This is a genomic window from Nitrobacter sp. MLSD-S21 (genome assembly GCF_058809865.1).
Map to the genome: position 1 here is coordinate 107,496 of NZ_JBXASZ010000005.1, position 16,302 is coordinate 123,797.

The following is a 16,302-nucleotide window of genomic DNA, read 5'->3' on the forward strand; positions in this document are numbered from 1 at the left end:
ACCTCGGGTCAAGCCCGAGGATAGGCTTCGCTCGAAAACGCTATTTCCAGATCATGTCCTTTGCCGCGATCAACCCGCCGCCCGCGATCAGCACGGACGCGACGGCGAGCGCCGCAGTCGGCTTCGCGAAACCCGCCAGTATCAGGAACGCGGTCGAAAGTAGCGGCGTCGCATAGGCGGCGGCGCCGAGCACGCGAATGTCGCCGCGCTTCATGCCGATATCCCAGACATAGAAGGCAAGGCCGACTGGACCGATGCCGAGCGCGGCGATCGCGAGCCACTGTGCCGCGCTGTCCGGCCACACCGTCTGTTCCATGAGCAGATGCGCAACCGCCGCGAGTGCAGCCGTCGCCAGGCAAAAGCCCGCGACCGCGTCGGTTGGAACCGAGGCCAAGCGTCGCGACAGCACCGAATACGCTGCCCAGACAAACGCCGCCATGAACGCTGCCGCAAGACCGGACATCTGGACGCGTTCGAACACAATCGAGGTACCGCCCGCAAACAGCGAAACCGTCCCGGCCAGCCCGAGGATCGCGCCGATCAGATGATGTGACGCCAGCCGCTCGCCTGGCAGCATCGAGGAGAACAGCACGATCAACAGTGGCCAGAGATAATTCAGGAGGCCCGCTTCGGCGGGTGGCGCCTGTCGCAGCGCGATGAAATACAACGCATGATAGCCGAACAGCCCTCCCACCCCCACGAGCCATACAACCGCCGGCTGTCGCAACGCGCTGACGCCTTCGGGACGGAACAGCCAGCTCGTGCAGCCGGCAAGACCACCAATTGCAAACGTCATGGCCGCGAGTTGAAACGCGGGAATGTGCCCGGTTGCGACCGTCATGACCGCGAGCAGCGACCACATCAGGATGGCGGCGAGGCCGGTGAGTGTGGCGGTCCGGGAGGTCATGATTTCTTCCTTCTCCTCTCTTGGGAGAAGGAAAGAAGCGGCATGTCCACCCTATGCACTCTTCATTACGCTTGATACTGGCCGCCGTTGATGCTCAGCGTCGATCCCGTGATGAAGCCGGCATCGTCGGCGGCGAGGAATATCACCGCGCGCGCGATCTCATCGGGCTCACCGAGGCGGGTCACCGGAATCTGCGGCAGGATGTTTTTCTCGATGACGTCCTTGGGCACGGCCTGCACCATTTCCGTGTTGATGTATCCGGGGCAGATCGCATTCACGGTGATTCCGTTCTTGGCATTCTCCAGCGCCAGCGCCTTGGTGAAACCGATGTCTCCGGCCTTCGCCGCCGAATAGTTCACCTGGCCGAACTGGCCCTTCTGGCCATTGATCGAAGAGATGTTGATGATGCGGCCGAACTTGCGCGCGCGCATTCCCTCGATCACCGGGCGCGTCATGTTGAACAGCGAGCCGAGATTGATGTTGATGACGGCGCTCCACTGCTCGAGCGTCATCTTGTGGAAGGCGCCGTCTTTGGTGATGCCGGCATTATTCACGAGCACCTCGATGGGGCCGAGGTCCGCTTCGACCTGCTTGATGCCGCCAGCACAGGCATCGAAGGAAGCGACATCCCACTTGTAAACGGGAATGCCGGTTTCCGCCTTGAATTTTTCCGCCGCCGCGTCGTTGCCGGCGTAGCTCGCCGCGACGTTGTATCCGGCCGCTTTCAGCGCTCTGCTGATCGCGCCGCCGATGCCTCGCGTTCCCCCCGTCACCAATGCCACTCTTGCCATGCGTCGTCCTCCTGGAGTTCCAGCTTTTGTTTTGACGCGCTTCTTGACGCGAACCGGTACCCACTTCGCTCGTAAACGCTACGGAAAGCCGGATTTATCCTGATCGTTGAAACAAAAGCTTTGCGGATAAAAATGCCCGGCACGAGGCCGAGCATTTGGTTGTCAGCGCGACTCAATGTCCATTTTCGCCGCCTTCATCCGCTCAGCCGCGCTCAACGCACATGGCGATCCCCATGCCGCCGCCGATGCATAACGTGGCAAGGCCCTTCTTGACGTTTCGCTTCTGCATTTCGTGCAGCAGGGTCACCAGCACGCGCGCGCCCGAGGCACCGACCGGATGGCCGATGGCGATCGCGCCGCCATTGACGTTGACCTTTGAGGTATCCCAGCCGAGGTCCTTATTGACGGCGCAGGCCTGTGCGGCGAAGGCTTCATTGGCTTCGATCAGGTCGAGGTCGCCGATCGTCCAGCCTGCTTTTTTCAGCGCGGCACGGGAGGCCGGAATCGGGCCGGTGCCCATGATCTTCGGATCGACCCCGGCATGGGCCCAGGAGACGATGCGGGCGAGGGGGGTCTTGCCCTCTTTCGCCGCCTGCGCGGCCGACATCAGGACGACGGCCGCGGCGCCGTCGTTGATTCCCGACGCGTTGGCCGCGGTCACAGTGCCGTCCTTTTCAAAAGCGGGTCGCAGTTTGGCGATGGCGTCGACCGTCACGCCAGCCTTCGGATATTCGTCCGTGTCGACCACAACATCGCCTTTGCGGCTCTTGACGGTGACGGGCACGATCTCGTCCTTGAATCGGCCCGCTTTCTGCGCGGCTTCCGCCTTGTTCTGCGAGCCGGCGGCAAATTCGTCCTGCTGCTGGCGGGTGATCTGGTACTCACGGGCGACGTTCTCGGCGGTGTTGCCCATGTGGTAGCCGTTGAACGCATCCCACAGCCCGTCCTTGATCATGGTGTCGATCAGTTCAAGGCCGCCCATCTTCACGCCGCCGCGCAGGTGCTGCGCATGCGGCGCCATGCTCATGGATTCCTGTCCGCCCGCGACGACGATATCCGAATCCCCGTTCAGGATGGCCTGATAGCCGAGCGCGACAGTGCGCAGGCCCGAACCGCAGAGCTGGTTGACGCCCCAGGCCGGGCTTTCCACCGGAACGCCAGCGGCGATCGACGCCTGACGTGCCGGATTCTGGCCCTGCGCCGCAGTCAGAATCTGGCCCATGATGACTTCGGAGACCCGTCCGGGCTCGATTCCCGCCCGCTCCAGCGCAGCCTTGATGGCGATAGCACCGAGGGCGTGGGCGGGCGTCGTGGCAAGCGCGCCGTTGAAACTTCCCACTGGAGTGCGGGCGGCGCTGACGATGACGACACCGTCTGACATGGACACCTCCTGGAGCTTAAGTGACATGCTGGGGCTTGAGTGACTTGAAATTCGATGATGACAGGCCGCACCGGCGGTCCGCGATCTACTCAGATATATATCCTGTTGACCTCACGAGAGTGTGTCAATCATGCCAATGGCTGGAAGTTGCACCCGTACATGATCGTGAGCACTTCTATGCATTGGCATTAACTGTTTTTTATAAAACGGTAGCCGAAGCGGGCTGAAAGTGCTTACTTTGCTGCAATGCGTTACGTGTTAACCCCATCGTGGATGCCGGCGGGGTTTCTTGTCCTCGGCAGGGACGTGTGGGATCTATGGCGAAATCAGAGACACCGACGACAATCAAGAAATATGCGAACCGGCGGCTCTATAATACCGGCACCAGCACCTATGTGACGCTCGAAGATCTCGCGGGGATGGTCAAGCAGGGCGAGGATTTCCTTGTCTTCGATGCAAAGACTGGAGACGACATCACCCGTTCAGTGCTGGCGCAGATCATTTTCGAACAGGAAAACAAAACGGGGCAGAACCTGCTCCCGACCACCTTCCTGCGGCAGCTGATCCGTTTCTACGGAGATAGCATGCAGATGGTGGTGCCGAAGTATCTCGAACGATCGATCGACATGCTGACCCGCGAGCAGGAGAAGTTTCGCAAGCAGATGACAAGCAGCTTCAGCGGCACTCCGTTCGCGCCGCTTGAGGAGCATGTCCGCCGCAACATGGAGCTTTTCGAGCGCACGTTCTCGATGTTCAAGCCATTCGTGCCGCCGCGCAATGGGACCGCCGCGCCCGAGCCGGAGAAAACGCCCGATACTCCCGATCCCGGCGACAATATCGAAGATCTTCGCCAGCAGATGAGGGAGATGCAGGACCGCCTGGAACGGATGTCGAAAGAGCCGAAGAAGGAGTAGGTGTTCGGGTCTGCGATCATGATCGAACAGATGACGCTGAGGTCGCCGACCGGGAATCCAAGGGGATTTCGGCTCATGCAGAACAGCAGCGCGGTCTCCATGCTCGTACCTGCATCCTGTGCGCCCTCTGTCCCGGCGGAGCCGAACTCCGCGGCCATTGCCTGACACCCCTCACGGCCTGCAATTGACGACCGGGGCGCCTGCCAGTCCCAGTCCATCAAGTGTCAGATTGGTATTTCCTCGCGTTGAACCTTTTCTTGAGATGGATGACTCTCACAAAGGGGTCACGCGTCGGTGTGCCGTGCGCGACAATCGTCGCCAGGCTGTCGTTTGAAGCCATTGTCGCCGGGAAAGCCGCAGCGAACGAATCCGCAAGGTAGCTCCATTTGGTTCCAGCCGAGACCCAGAACGGCATAGCCGAAGAGCAGCAAGAGGGCCGCTCGGGCATCGTCGGCCTGGTTCGCGCTATTCCGATCCGCTGGCGCATTTTCTCAATCACGGCTTTGAATTCTGCGGCCGTGCTGGTTCTTGCGCTGTTGATATGGAGCGGTGCCAAGACCCTGGGGTCGGCATGGGACGACGTGCGTCAGGTCAGGAACTCCGATAAGATCCTTGCGGTTCTCGAGAGCGAGACCGGTCGACTGCAAAACCTGATCCATCGCTACGTCAATCAGCCCGGTCCCGATCTGTTTGCGGAAATCCTGCTGTTGCGCGAGGCCATCCTCGGCACCTTGAGAGCGCGCGCTTCGACTGACCCGATATTGCTGGGTACGGTCGACGAACTGGAACGCGCCACCGAACGCTTTCTCAGCGGTTTCAGGGAATTGCGCGCATTACAGACGACGATTGCCAAGACCTATGAGAACCAAATCCTGACGCCTACCAAGGACATGGCCGGCCTCTATTCGATCATCGAGGGTGCGACCAGTCGCCGCGACGCGCGGATATGGCCGACACTTGGCAAATCACGCGAGGCATTCACGGCGATGCTGGTGGACGCCAACGCCTACTACCTCGCACCCGCGTCAACCAGTGCGGACGAAGTCCGAAAGAATATCGATGCGGTCGCGCGCACGATCCCGGCGATGATCGATTTTGCCGAGAACGATCTCCAGCACGACGCATTACAGCGGCTCAAAACACGAACATCTGCGCTGCATGATGGGATCGCGAGCCTGTCCGATCTGCTCACCAAGCGAACTGATCTTTCGCGCAACTCCATCGACGCCAGCCAGGCTGAGACCATCGCTGCGATCGACGGCTTGTCTGTCAAGATGCGTCGGCGGGAGCAGAATGCGCAGTTGACGTTTGACCGCACTCTCACAAGCATCTCCCGCAAGATGCTGTCGATCGCCGCGATCTTTCTCGCCATCATAGTGATTGCCGGCGTTGTCATCGCGCTCAGCATCCGTCTGCCCCTGCGGCAGCTCATGACGTCGATGCGCGCGATCATGTCCGGCGACTACGGTCGCAGAGTCGCCGGCACCGACGCGCGGGATGAAATCGGCACTATGGCGCGCGCGGTCGAGATGTTCCGCAAGAACGCCATCGCCAAGCGCGCGGCGGAGGACGAATTGCGGGCATCGACGCAGAGGGCCGAAAATGCTTTGCTAGAATTGAACGCGGTGCAGCGCAATCTGATCGACGCTGAGCGGCTTGCAGTGCTCGGGGGGCTGGTCGCGGGCGTCGCGCACGAGGTGAACAATCCGATCGGCATCAGCCTCACTGTTGCTTCGAGTTTCGCTTGGCGCGCCGACACATTCGACGCCGAATTGAGATCCAAGACGCCACTGAAGCGTTCGCAGCTTGAGGAATTCGTGAGCACCTGTCGCGATGCAGCTCGTCAGCTGGTTGCAAATCTGCACCGGGCCGGCGAACTGATCCAGTCCTTCAAGCAGGTTGCCGTCGATCGATCTCACGCTGAGCGCCGCCAGTTCAGCTTGAGTGAATCCACCGGCCAGATCGTCGCCAGCCTCCGTCCGGTTCTGAAGCGATCTCCGATAAACATCGCTGTCGATGTCCCGGAGGGTCTGATTATAGATGGGTTTCCCGGCTCATACGGGCAGATTTTGACTAATCTTTTTCTCAACGCTGCCAATCACGCGTTCCCCAATGGGCGATCGGGTACGATTTCCATCGCGGCGAGCCTGCGCGCCAATGATGACATCGAGATCATTTTTTCCGACAATGGTATCGGGATGACACCGGACGTCCAGCGGCAGGCGTTCGATCCCTTCTTTACCACACGCCGCAACGAGGGTGGCACCGGCCTTGGGCTTCACATTGTCTACAATCTTGTCATACAGCAGCTCGGCGGTCAGATGACGGTGAAATCAGAGCTGGGACAAGGAACGACTTTTCGCATTATCATGCCGCGATCCGGCGCCGGCGCTGGCACGGAAACAGACAGCGGGACAGTACAATGGCCTACCAGGATGATCTCCTCGACCTGATCGACGATTCTGGAGCTGATCGCCCCGGGGCGTCGACGGTTCGCCAGTGGAAGGTCGCCGTGATCGACGACGATCGGGCGGTGCATGAAGGCACGCGCTTTGCGCTGAGCGATTACAGTCTCAACGGACAGACGCTGGAGATTCTGTCGGCCTATTCGGCTGCCGAGGGACGTGAGCTAATGCGCGCGCACCCTGACATCGCCGCGGTGCTCCTCGATGTGATCATGGAGACCGACGAAGCCGGCCTCGATCTCGTCGAATTCATCCGTAACGAGCTGCGGAACGAAACCGTGCGCATCATCCTGCGCACCGGGCAACCGGGACAAGCGCCGGAGCGCAGCGTTATTGTCGACTACGACATCAACGATTACAAGGCCAAAACGGAACTCACCGCCGACAAACTGTTCACCTCCTTGACCGCGGCGCTGCGCAGCAATCAGCAGCTCGAACGGATGGTGCAGACCCGTCGCGGCCTCGAGATCATCATCGATGCGGCTTCCACGCTCTACGATTTTAAGTCGATGCAGCGGTTGGCCGAAGGCGTCCTGACGCAGATCGCGTCGCTTTTGAACATCGACTGTGCGGGCATTCTGGTGTTGCGCGACGGCGGCGCGGTCGATGATGACTTTGCGGTTCTTGCGGGGTCCGGCTGTTACAGCTGCTTCAGCGGGGTCGACGGCCAGGCATCGCTCGATTCCGATCTCAAGCAGACGGTCGAGGACGCCTTCAGGCGGCGTAAGCACGAATTCGTCGATCACCGTTCGGTCCTCTATATCCGCACCGGCAGTGGACGCGAAGTCGTGGTGTTGTTACAGGCCGAGCGCGATCTATCGGATACTGATCGGTCCCTCGTGGAGATCTTCGGCAGCCGGCTGTCGATCGCATTCGACAACGTGATCCTCTATGAGCAATTGCAGGACGCCAACGCGCAGCTCGAAGACCGCGTGGCGCAGCGCACGCGCGCGTTGATGCAAGCCAATCGCAGGCTTTCCGCGCAATGGCTGCGGTTGCAGCGGGCCAACGGGTTCAAGAATGAGATTCTGGGAACGGTGGCGCACGACCTGAAGAATCCTCTCGGGGTCATCCTGGGGCGGACCGAAATGCTCGCCGAACTTGTCAGCGCAGGCTCGTACGGTGACACCGTCACCGTGCAGGTCGATCACATTCGCGACGCCACCAAGCGCCTGATTACGATGGTCGATCACCTGATTTCAGACGCCATGGCCGATGCTTTCGATATCACTATAAAGCGCGAGCCGGTCGATATCGCGGCGCTGGTCGCCGAGGTCTCCGAGGCCAATCAGCTATCAGCGGTTAACAAGCAGCAAACCATCGCCGTGTCGGCGCCTACCGGACACGTCACGATCTGCGACCAGGACCGGATGCGCGAGGCGATCGACAATCTTGTCAGCAACGCCATCAAGTACAGCCCGGTGGGAGGCAGGATCACGCTTCTGGTCGGCCAGGATGCGGACCACACAATCATCCGCGTCACGGACGAGGGCGCCGGCCTGTCGCCCGAGGATTTAGGACGACTGTTCGGCCGTTTCCAGCGATTGTCCGCAAAACCCACCGCCGGTGAAAGCTCCACCGGCCTTGGCCTGTCGATCGTGAAACGGATCGTCGAAATGCATGATGGCCAGATCAAAGCCGATAGTGGTGGCCCCGGACAGGGATCGACCTTCACCATCATCTTGCCTACGACAATCTGACATGAACAGGAATCCGTATATCATTGTGGTTGACGACGAGGCGCCTGCCCGGGAGATGGTGGGTGACTATCTCAAGATGCATGGCTTCGCCATCACGTTGTGCGACGGCGGCCGAAGTTTGCGCGACGCGATCGGCAGGACAACGCCAGATCTCGTAGTACTCGATCTGAACATGCCGGAGGAGGATGGCCTTTCGATCATCCGCGATCTCAAGAGCCGCACCAACATTCCGGTGATCATGCTGACGGCGACGGCCAGCCCGATTGATCGTGTGGTCGGCCTCGAACTCGGCGCCGACGACTACGTGGCAAAACCATGTGAGTTGCGCGAACTGATGGCGCGTATCCGCTCGGTACTGCGGCGAAGTGCGCCAAAAATGGAGGGCGTGCCCGATGTCGTCGCCGCCACGCCGGCAGGTCAACTCGTTCGCTTCGGCACCAAATGGCTCGATTTGGAGGCTCAGGCCTTACGGGACGACGAGGGCAACGAACATCCGCTTACGGCGTCGGAGTTTGGTCTGTTGAAGGTCTTCGCCGCCAATCCGAAACGGGTTCTGTCGCGCGAGCGGCTGCTGGAACTGGCCAATGCACGCGACAGCGAAGCCTTTGATCGGGCGATTGATCTGCGAATCATGCGGATCCGGCGGAAGATCGAGCCCGACCCCGCAAAGCCCGCGGTGATTCGGACCATCCGGGGCGGCGGTTATCTGTTTTCACCTTCCGGCGACAAATCCTGAGTTGCTCCAACGGCTAAGTCTAACGACGTTCAAACGAACAGGTGCTTTCCCAGCTCAGTCGAAACTGACAAAAAATACTTTAATATTCAACAGTTTGCGCCACAGAACCGGTATGCGTTTTTTTGCGGAGTATACGCTGGGTTTCGCTGATTGTTTCATCGCTGGGGAGGGGACGAAACAATTGCACCTTCCCGCGAAACCATTTTCTGCTTTCCGTGCAGGCGTGCTGAAACGTGAGACGGCTAATATTCTGCCCAACGATAAGGGGAGCCGTCATGCAAAATGTCATCGCGATTAACGCAGCCGCCTGCCAAGGCATTATCGCTGCCCAGGCAACCACCGATGAGATGCTTCTTGAGCGGATCGCCCACGGCGACCGGGCGGCGATGCATACCCTGTATTTGCGGCATAACGTCCGGGTCTATCGCTTCGTGCTCCGTAGCTTGCGCGACACGACGGCGGCCGAAGATATTGTCAGCCAGGTATTCCTGGACGTTTGGCGTACTGCCGGCCAGTTCGAAGGCCGCTCACGGGTATCAACGTGGTTGCTTTCGATTGCCCGGTTCAAAACGCTGACCACGATGCGCCAGCGCCGGCATGAGGATATCGACCAGGAGAATGTCCGGGAAATCGCTGATGGCGCCGATACGCCCGAGGCGTCGCTCGATCGCAGCAACGTCAGCGAAATTCTGCGAGCCTGCATCGCCAAGCTGTCCCCGGCTCATCGCGAGATCATCCATCTCGTTTACTATCACGAGAAGACGGTCGAAGAAGCCGGCGAGATCATCGGCATTCCGCCGAGCACCGTGAAGACCCGTATGTTCTATGCCCGCAAACAACTCGCAGCGCTTTTGAAAGTGGCGGGCCTCGCAACACTAGCAGCCTGACCAACTACTTGATCTGCTGATCGCCCGCCTAGCAGCGGCCCCGATGCATGACGTTCGGGCCGGTTTGCGTTCGGGCGACATCCCCGCGCTTGAGCGATTATCGGAAAACCGCGAGCGAACCGCGCAGTGCCCATCGTTGCTGGCGCCAGCCTGCAATCCCAAGCAGAGGCCTCGGGCGGCCAGGGCTGAATCGATAATGGTCGTTGCACGTCTGAGGGCTTCGCAAAGCGTGAGACGGCGCGGCTTGTCTCTGCCGCCACTATAGCGTTTTGAGCGAAGTGGAATCCGGTTCGCGGGAGAGAAACGCGTCTAATCAACAAGCTCTAGCCTACTTCGGTCATTAATGCGGCATTGCCGCCGGCGGCTGCGGTATTTACCGTTACGGTCTGTTCGGTGGCAAACCGGGTGAGATAGTGGGGGCCGCCGGCTTTGGGTCCTGTCCCCGACAGCCCATGGCCACCGAAGGGCTGCACTCCGACCACAGCGCCAATCATGTTGCGGTTGACGTAGATGTTGCCGACCTGAAGCCGGTCAGCGACGGTCTCGATCGTATCGTCAATGCGCGAGTGGATGCCGAGCGTCAGGCCATAGCCGGTGTCGGCGACGGAGTCCAACACCCCATCGAGACCGGAGGCGCTATAGCGCACGATGTGAAGGATTGGTCCGAACACCTCTTCGGTCAGTTGCCGCGCGTCGTCCAGCTCGAAGATATGCGGCGCGACGAAATTGCCCGATGACGGCGTAAGTCCCGCGAAATGTACCCGAGCCTCGCGCGTCATGCGCGCGATATGCGCATCGAGCCGATCCTTTGCCTCGCGGTCGATCACCGGGCCGACATGGGTGGCGGGATCGGACGGATCGCCGATCCTCAATTCGCGCGCTGCGCCAACGATCATCTCGATCATGCGGTCGGCCACGTCCTCCTGCACGAACAGAAGCCGCAGCGCGGAGCAACGCTGCCCGGCCGAGCGAAATGCCGAAGTCACGACATCGTCGGCGACCTGCTCGGGCAGCGCGGTGGCGTCGGCGATCATGGCGTTGATGCCGCCGGTCTCGGCGATCAGCGGCACGATCGGGCCGTCCTTGGCGGCGAGCGTGCGGTTGATCGATCGCGCCACTTCTGTTGAGCCGGTGAAGACCACGCCCGCGATGTCGCGATGCGCGACAAGCGCAGCCCCGATGTGTCCGTCGCCCTGAATGAGGTGAAGCGCCGCCTCCGGAATCCCGGCTTGATGCAGCAGGTGCACAACTTCCGTGGCGATCCTCGGCGTCTGTTCAGCCGGCTTCGCAACCACGGTATTTCCGGCCATCAGCGCCGCCGTCACCTGCCCCAAGAAGATAGCCAGCGGAAAATTCCAGGGCGAGATCGCGGCAAAAACGCCGCGCCCGCGCAGACGCAGCGTGTTGCGTTCGCCGGTCGGCCCGGGCAACGGCTGCGCGTCGCCGAACAGCTTGCGGCCTTCCGCGGCATAGTATCGGCAGAAGTCGGCGGCTTCGCGAACCTCCGACACACAATCATCCAGCGTCTTACCGCCTTCCCGTTGTAAGAGCGCGATGAAGCGCGCCGATCGCTGTTCCAACAGGTCGGCTGCGCGATCCATGGCGGCGGCTCGCACGGCCGCCGGTGCGCGGCTCCACGATGAAAACCCACTGCGCGCCGCGGCAACGGCTCGGTTCACATCTTCCGGCCCGCTATCGTTCACCGGCACGATTGAGACATGCTCAACCGCGATCTCGGCAACCAGCCGGTTCACCGCGGCGCGCTCGCCGAATTCGACTCCGCGCGAGTTGATGCGCTGCGGCTGGAAAAGATCGCGCGGCAGTGGAATCCTCGCGTGCTCGGCGCTGTCGGCGCTTCCTATGATATCGGCCGGTCTGCGCAGCAGCGTGTCTAGCGGCATATTGGGATCGGAGACCGTCGCGACGAAGGAGGAGTTGGCTCCGTTCTCGATCAGGCGGCGCACCAGATAAGCGAGCAGGTCGCGGTGACTGCCGACCGGCGCATAGATGCGGCAGGCGATCACGGGGCGATCCTTGCAGAGCGTGGTGTAGAGGGCTTCGCCCATGCCGTGCAGGCGTTGGAATTCAAAGCCGGTCTCTCCGTCCGTCAGTTCGAGAAGCGTTGCGACAGTGAGGGCATTGTGGGTTGCGAACTGCGGAAACAGGCGCGGCCGCAGCGTCAGCAGTTTTTTCGCGCAGGCGATGTAGTTCAGGTCGGTCATCGCCTTGCGGGTGAACACGGGATAGCCGTCGAGCCCGCGCTCCTGCGCGCGCTTGATCTCAGTGTCCCAATACGCGCCCTTCACCAGACGAACCATCATCCGCCGGTTCAGGGCTCGTGCGAGGTCGTCGATATAGTCGATCACGGCACCGGCGCGCTTCTGATAGGCCTGGACGGCGAGGCCAAAGCCGCTCCAGCCAGCGAGCGAGCGGTCGGCGGCAATGGCGGCGATCACATCGAGCGAAAGCTCCAGCCGATCGGTTTCCTCCGCATCGACCGTGAAAGCGAGATTGAGCGCTTTGGCGCGCTTGGCAAGATCGATGGCGCGCGGAACCAGCTCCACCATCACCCGCCCTCGGCTCACTGCCTCAAAGCGCGGATGCAGCGCCGACAGCTTGACGGAAATGCCGGGGCGGTCGGGCAGGGTCCTGTCGCCCGCGCCGCGGCCGATCGCCTCAATGGCGGCGGCGTAGGAACTGAAATAGCGGTCCGCATCCGCAGCGGTGCGCGCGCCCTCGCCGAGCATGTCGAAAGAGTAGCGGGTGCATCCCGCCGAATGCGCGTGCGCCCGCTCGAGCGCAGCCTCAATGGTTTCGCCCAGTACGAAGTGACTGCCCATCAGCCGCATCGCCTGCCGCGTCGCCGCGCGAATCGCCGGAACGCCGAGCCGTTTCGCGAGCCGCCCGATGGTTCCCTGCGGCGTCTCGCCCGGTTGGATGACCCGCGCCGACAACCCGAGCGCCCACGCGGACGCGTTGACAAGAAAGGCGCTGGATTTGGTCTCGTGGTGGATGAAATTGCCTTGCCCGAGCCTGTCCTCGATGAATCTGTCCGCGGTCTCGGCATCGGGAACCCGCAGCAGCGCCTCTGCGAGCACCATCAGCGCGAGGCCTTCCTTGGTCGATAGTGCAAACTCGCGCAGCATATCCTCGACGCCGCCGAGTGGGTCGTCGTTTTGCCTGATCGCATCGATCAGGCGTCGCGCCGTCCGATCGATCCGCGTTTCCCGCTCAGGTGTCAGCCGGGCCTCGGCGAGCAGCCGCTCCGCGATTGGCCGGTCATCCGGAGCGTAGGGAACCGAGAACGGCAGTGGAAGCTGGGGCGACATCGGTGATTCCTGATCACGATGATTCTGGATTGAATCGATGCAAAATCACGAACGTGATCGATTTCCCGATTTTTGAGCGAGAGCGGTCCCGCTAAGTTCCGTGCACAAACTTTCCGGTTCTGGTAGCAGCATGTGAGCGGCACGCGTCATCGATAAATAGGATCGCTGTTGCGCCTGCGCGACCCTCTCTCCGCGCGAACAGGCTAATCTCAGTCCGGGATCGGATATCAGGTCGAGGGACGATGGCGGGCTTTCCGGAACGACAACATGACCGCGCCCGCGTGCGCCGCCTGTCTCGTCTGCTTGTGGTGGGCGCGATGCTGCTCATGGCTAACGGCGTGGATCATCCTGTCGAAGCCGCAGAACTCAGTCCGGGAATCTCGCAGCTTTATACCTCGGTTTCGATCAATCCCCCGACCGCGGAATCCATGACGGTCTGCTACGGTTTCGTCTGCCGGCGTCGCGAAAGTCTTGATTTCACGGCCGCTGACCGTGCCGCGTTAGGGCGGGTTCTGGCGGCCGGCCGCTCATCGGCCGCTGCGGAACGCCGGGCTGTGCAGAAGGCGGTGGTCTGGTTCGATCGCCGCATGGGATCGATCCTCGGAACTGACAGGCGTGTGGCGCGGGCTGATTTCCGCGCCGGCGATGACAAGCACAACTTCGATTGCTGGGACACGACGCGCAACGTGACGAGCCTGTTGCTGGTCCTGCAGGGCTGGGGGCTTCTCAAATTTCACACCGTGGGAAATCCGCGTTATCGTGGCAACGCGCTTGTCTTGCAGACTCCGCATAACACCGCAGTGCTGGTGGAGCGCACCACGCGTGTGGAGTGGGTCGTTGACATGTGGACGCGCGGCTTTGCGCAATTGCCCGATGTCATGACCGTGGATCAATGGACCAAGCAGAACTGAGAAAATGCCTTCCTGCGCGACTTTGCCACGAAGATTACCCGATCGTCGTCGCCGGCGAATTCAGTCTGCGCGGATAGCGTAAACCTGATGGCGTCGGCGGAGCCCATGTCGTTCGCCCGGAATGGATCGCGCCTGCCAGGACGCGCTTTTATCCGAGCCTGAAGGATTGCGTCGGCGCGTCAAACCTTCAGGTTTTCGGCCGAAGTTTTGCCTCGATTGGCAACTTCTTCGAACTCAACCGTCTGCCCCTCGTTGAGGGTCGAAAGACCTGCTCTTTCCACGGCTGAAATATGGACGAACACATCCTTGCCACCCCCGGCCGGCTGGATGAAACCATAACCTTTGGTCGGGTTGAACCACTTCACAGTACCCTTAGCCATTCCCAAGTCTCCGCAGGATTGAAACAGTCGTCGGCCCCCGGAACCGGCTTGTCCGACGGCGCACAAGATACGCGGTCTCGGTCCGGCTTGATAGATCAAACATGAAGGCCGGTACCATTTTGCCACAATTCTGAGAGGCCTCAGACCGCCAAGTACAAGGGGTCTCGCCCGACCGGGGTAGCGCCGGGGGGCCACAGCGGCCGGTGTCCCAAGCTTTCCGGGGGGCTCTCGGCGAATACCCTTGCGACGTCAATACGTAGCAGTGAGATAGTCGACGATCTTGCTGATGTCGGTCTCATCGATCTGCGCGCCGTACACCTTGATCATCTTGTTCACTTCCGCCTGCCAAAAATCCTTTTTGAATTTCGGGCCGCGTGGCTGGGTCGCGATGTAATCCGCCGAATGGCAGGCCAGGCAATTGTTCTTTACGACGTCGACATTGAGTCCTGGTTTGAATTCGATCGTTTCGCGCGGGAGCTTGTAGGAAAGCGGTTCGGCGATGGCCCCCGTCGACTCGTAGGCGCAGGCGCTCGCGGCCAGTCCGATGCCGGTCGCGAGGGCAACAACAACTGAACGCGTCATGAGCCTCTCCCTCAAGAGACCGAGACGCGAACGGTCTCGGTGACGTTGCGCATGTAACCGGCCGGATTCCACGTGGCATCAGACGGCTGCACCTGACCGCCATCGCTGGTCGCGCGCACCTTCAATTCGTGTGGACCGGCAGTGAGCTTGACCGGAACCTTCCATTCGCGGAACGAGTATTTACCGTAGTTCCGGCCGAGCCGCGCGCTCTTCCAGGTCTTGCCGCCGTCGACTGAAACCTCGACATTCTTGACACCCGTGCCGCCATCGAACGCGATTCCCTTCAAAATTTTTCCGCCGCGCCTGAGTTGCGCGCCCTCGGTGACGTTAGTGATGAAGGAGCGGACATTGAGCCTGTTGATGGGGACCGTCGCTGTCGGCGTGGTGCCCGGTTCGACGCAGGCGCAGGCATTGTCGGGAATGCGATAGGCCGTCTTCATCCAGAAATTGTCATAGATGCTGTCGATGACAGTGATCTCATTGAGGTGCTTTATCCAGTAGGTGCCGTAATATCCGGGAACGACCAGCCGAAGCGGAAAGCCGTTGAGAAACGGCAGGTCTCTTCCATTCATCAAATAGGCCAGCATGACCTCGCCGTCGCGTGCGTGATCGACATCAAGCGCCTTGGCAAAATCCGGGGTCTTGTCGCTGACGGGGCCATCCATGCCCCCGAAAACCACTTGCTTGGCATCGTGCTGTACGCCGGCCTGATCGAGCAGGGTCTTGAGCGAAACGCCGCGCCAGCGTGCGTTGCCCATCGCTCCGTGACCGAGCTGGCCGCCTGCGACGCGGGGATTGACGAATCCGCGGCTGTTGCCCGAGCACTGATTGACCGCGACGATCTCCGTCTGCTTCATCTTTTTGATGTCCTTAAGCGATAGCTTGAGCGGACGATCAACCTTGCCCTTGATCTCGAGCGTGAAGGTGTCGGGATCGATGTTGAGCGGGATGTCGGCAAGATGATAGCGGACAAAGAAGGCGTCGTTCGGCGTGATGGGGCCTTCGTTGAAAACCGAGAACGGTGTTTCGAGTTGTGGTGGCCGGCTGGTGATTCCGATCATCGGACGCTTCTGTGGATATTTGACCAGTGGACGTTCGCCGTTGTCGAAGGGCATCGTCACGCTGTCGAGCGCCAAGGCTTTGAAAGGGGTCAGGCCGATGCTAAGCGTCAGTCCAGCGCCGATGCGTTTCAGCATTTCTCGTCTGTCGAGCATTGGCTTCCTCCGAAGCTTTATTGACATGGCCCGTCATCACGGATCACAACTCTGCAAGTTTGTCACCGGACAGCGGCAAGTCAATCGACGAGTTCCGAATATGCC

Annotated in this window: 13 protein-coding genes; 6 read left to right on the forward strand and 7 right to left on the reverse strand. The window is 60.9% G+C overall.

All coding sequences use genetic code 11. The features are described from left to right. Positions 1–40: 40 nt before the first annotated feature. From yddG to AC1RT6_RS15090, 3 genes are all read right to left on the reverse strand, one after another. A complete protein-coding gene (yddG, locus tag AC1RT6_RS15080) occupies positions 41–907 on the reverse strand; it encodes an aromatic amino acid exporter YddG (protein ID WP_079448160.1) in 867 nt (288 codons plus the stop codon). Positions 908–972: 65 nt separating this feature from the next. Further along, entirely contained in the window at positions 973–1,698 is a 726-nt protein-coding gene (phbB, locus tag AC1RT6_RS15085) for an acetoacetyl-CoA reductase (RefSeq protein WP_079448159.1), read from the reverse strand. A gap of 202 nt (positions 1,699–1,900) precedes the next feature. Further along, positions 1,901–3,079, reverse strand: coding sequence for an acetyl-CoA C-acetyltransferase (locus tag AC1RT6_RS15090; protein ID WP_079448221.1), 1,179 nt, complete (start codon positions 3,077–3,079; stop codon positions 1,901–1,903). A 317-nt stretch (positions 3,080–3,396) separates the two neighbouring features. Between AC1RT6_RS15090 and phaR the strand changes: the two genes are divergently transcribed. From phaR to AC1RT6_RS15115, 5 genes are all read left to right on the forward strand, one after another. Continuing rightward, on the forward strand, positions 3,397–3,993 hold the full coding sequence (gene phaR, locus AC1RT6_RS15095; protein ID WP_079448158.1) for a polyhydroxyalkanoate synthesis repressor PhaR: 597 nt from the start codon (positions 3,397–3,399) through the stop codon (positions 3,991–3,993). Positions 3,994–4,406: 413 nt separating this feature from the next. Further along, positions 4,407–6,446, forward strand: coding sequence for a sensor histidine kinase (locus tag AC1RT6_RS15100; protein ID WP_079448220.1), 2,040 nt, complete (start codon positions 4,407–4,409; stop codon positions 6,444–6,446). After that, positions 6,416–8,158, forward strand: a complete 1,743-nt coding sequence (locus AC1RT6_RS15105) for an ATP-binding response regulator (protein ID WP_472791008.1) — start codon at positions 6,416–6,418, stop codon at positions 8,156–8,158. Before AC1RT6_RS15100 ends, AC1RT6_RS15105 begins: the two co-directional genes overlap by 31 nt. Position 8,159: 1 nt before the next feature. Beyond that, positions 8,160–8,894: a response regulator gene (locus AC1RT6_RS15110; protein WP_079448157.1), complete on the forward strand. Its 735-nt coding sequence runs from the start codon at positions 8,160–8,162 to the stop codon at positions 8,892–8,894. Positions 8,895–9,169: 275 nt separating this feature from the next. Next, positions 9,170–9,781, forward strand: a complete 612-nt coding sequence (locus tag AC1RT6_RS15115) for a sigma-70 family RNA polymerase sigma factor (protein WP_425906948.1) — start codon at positions 9,170–9,172, stop codon at positions 9,779–9,781. Between the two features lie 323 nt (positions 9,782–10,104). On the opposite strand, the gene putA is transcribed toward AC1RT6_RS15115, so the two are convergent. After that, positions 10,105–13,110: a bifunctional proline dehydrogenase/L-glutamate gamma-semialdehyde dehydrogenase PutA gene (putA, locus tag AC1RT6_RS15120; RefSeq protein WP_079445846.1), complete on the reverse strand. Its 3,006-nt coding sequence runs from the start codon at positions 13,108–13,110 to the stop codon at positions 10,105–10,107. Between the two features lie 317 nt (positions 13,111–13,427). Here putA and AC1RT6_RS15125 point away from each other — a divergent pair, with 317 nt between their 5' ends. Then, positions 13,428–14,021: a hypothetical protein gene (locus tag AC1RT6_RS15125; protein WP_079445911.1), complete on the forward strand. Its 594-nt coding sequence runs from the start codon at positions 13,428–13,430 to the stop codon at positions 14,019–14,021. A 179-nt stretch (positions 14,022–14,200) separates the two neighbouring features. Here AC1RT6_RS15125 and AC1RT6_RS15130 read toward each other — a convergent pair whose 3' ends face one another. The 3 genes from AC1RT6_RS15130 to sorA all read right to left on the reverse strand — a co-directional run bounded on the left by AC1RT6_RS15130 (position 14,201) and on the right by sorA (position 16,197). Next, complete coding sequence (locus tag AC1RT6_RS15130) at positions 14,201–14,401, reverse strand: cold-shock protein (RefSeq protein WP_011316219.1); 201 nt, start codon at positions 14,399–14,401, stop codon at positions 14,201–14,203. A gap of 249 nt (positions 14,402–14,650) precedes the next feature. Then, positions 14,651–14,983, reverse strand: a complete 333-nt coding sequence (gene sorB / locus AC1RT6_RS15135; RefSeq protein ID WP_079445847.1) for a SorB family sulfite dehydrogenase c-type cytochrome subunit — start codon at positions 14,981–14,983, stop codon at positions 14,651–14,653. A gap of 11 nt (positions 14,984–14,994) precedes the next feature. After that, entirely contained in the window at positions 14,995–16,197 is a 1,203-nt protein-coding gene (gene sorA, locus AC1RT6_RS15140; RefSeq protein ID WP_079445848.1) for a SorA family sulfite dehydrogenase catalytic subunit, read from the reverse strand. Between the last annotated feature and the right edge of the window lie 105 nt (positions 16,198–16,302).

Excerpts from the sequence above, each read along its gene's own strand:
- AC1RT6_RS15125 (WP_079445911.1), top strand. The coding sequence starts at position 13,428 with ATGCTGCTCATGGCTAACGGCGTGGATCATCCTGTCGAAGCCGCAGAA.
- sorA (WP_079445848.1), bottom strand. The coding sequence starts at position 16,197 with ATGCTCGACAGACGAGAAATGCTGAAACGCATCGGCGCTGGACTGACG.
- phaR (WP_079448158.1), top strand. The coding sequence starts at position 3,397 with ATGGCGAAATCAGAGACACCGACGACAATCAAGAAATATGCGAACCGG.
- yddG (WP_079448160.1), bottom strand. The coding sequence starts at position 907 with ATGACCTCCCGGACCGCCACACTCACCGGCCTCGCCGCCATCCTGATG.
- AC1RT6_RS15105 (WP_472791008.1), top strand. The coding sequence starts at position 6,416 with ATGGCCTACCAGGATGATCTCCTCGACCTGATCGACGATTCTGGAGCT.
- AC1RT6_RS15090 (WP_079448221.1), bottom strand. The coding sequence starts at position 3,079 with ATGTCAGACGGTGTCGTCATCGTCAGCGCCGCCCGCACTCCAGTGGGA.
- putA (WP_079445846.1), bottom strand. The coding sequence starts at position 13,110 with ATGTCGCCCCAGCTTCCACTGCCGTTCTCGGTTCCCTACGCTCCGGAT.
- AC1RT6_RS15110 (WP_079448157.1), top strand. The coding sequence starts at position 8,160 with ATGAACAGGAATCCGTATATCATTGTGGTTGACGACGAGGCGCCTGCC.
- AC1RT6_RS15130 (WP_011316219.1), bottom strand. The coding sequence starts at position 14,401 with ATGGCTAAGGGTACTGTGAAGTGGTTCAACCCGACCAAAGGTTATGGT.
- sorB (WP_079445847.1), bottom strand. The coding sequence starts at position 14,983 with ATGACGCGTTCAGTTGTTGTTGCCCTCGCGACCGGCATCGGACTGGCC.
- phbB (WP_079448159.1), bottom strand. The coding sequence starts at position 1,698 with ATGGCAAGAGTGGCATTGGTGACGGGGGGAACGCGAGGCATCGGCGGC.
- AC1RT6_RS15115 (WP_425906948.1), top strand. The coding sequence starts at position 9,170 with ATGCAAAATGTCATCGCGATTAACGCAGCCGCCTGCCAAGGCATTATC.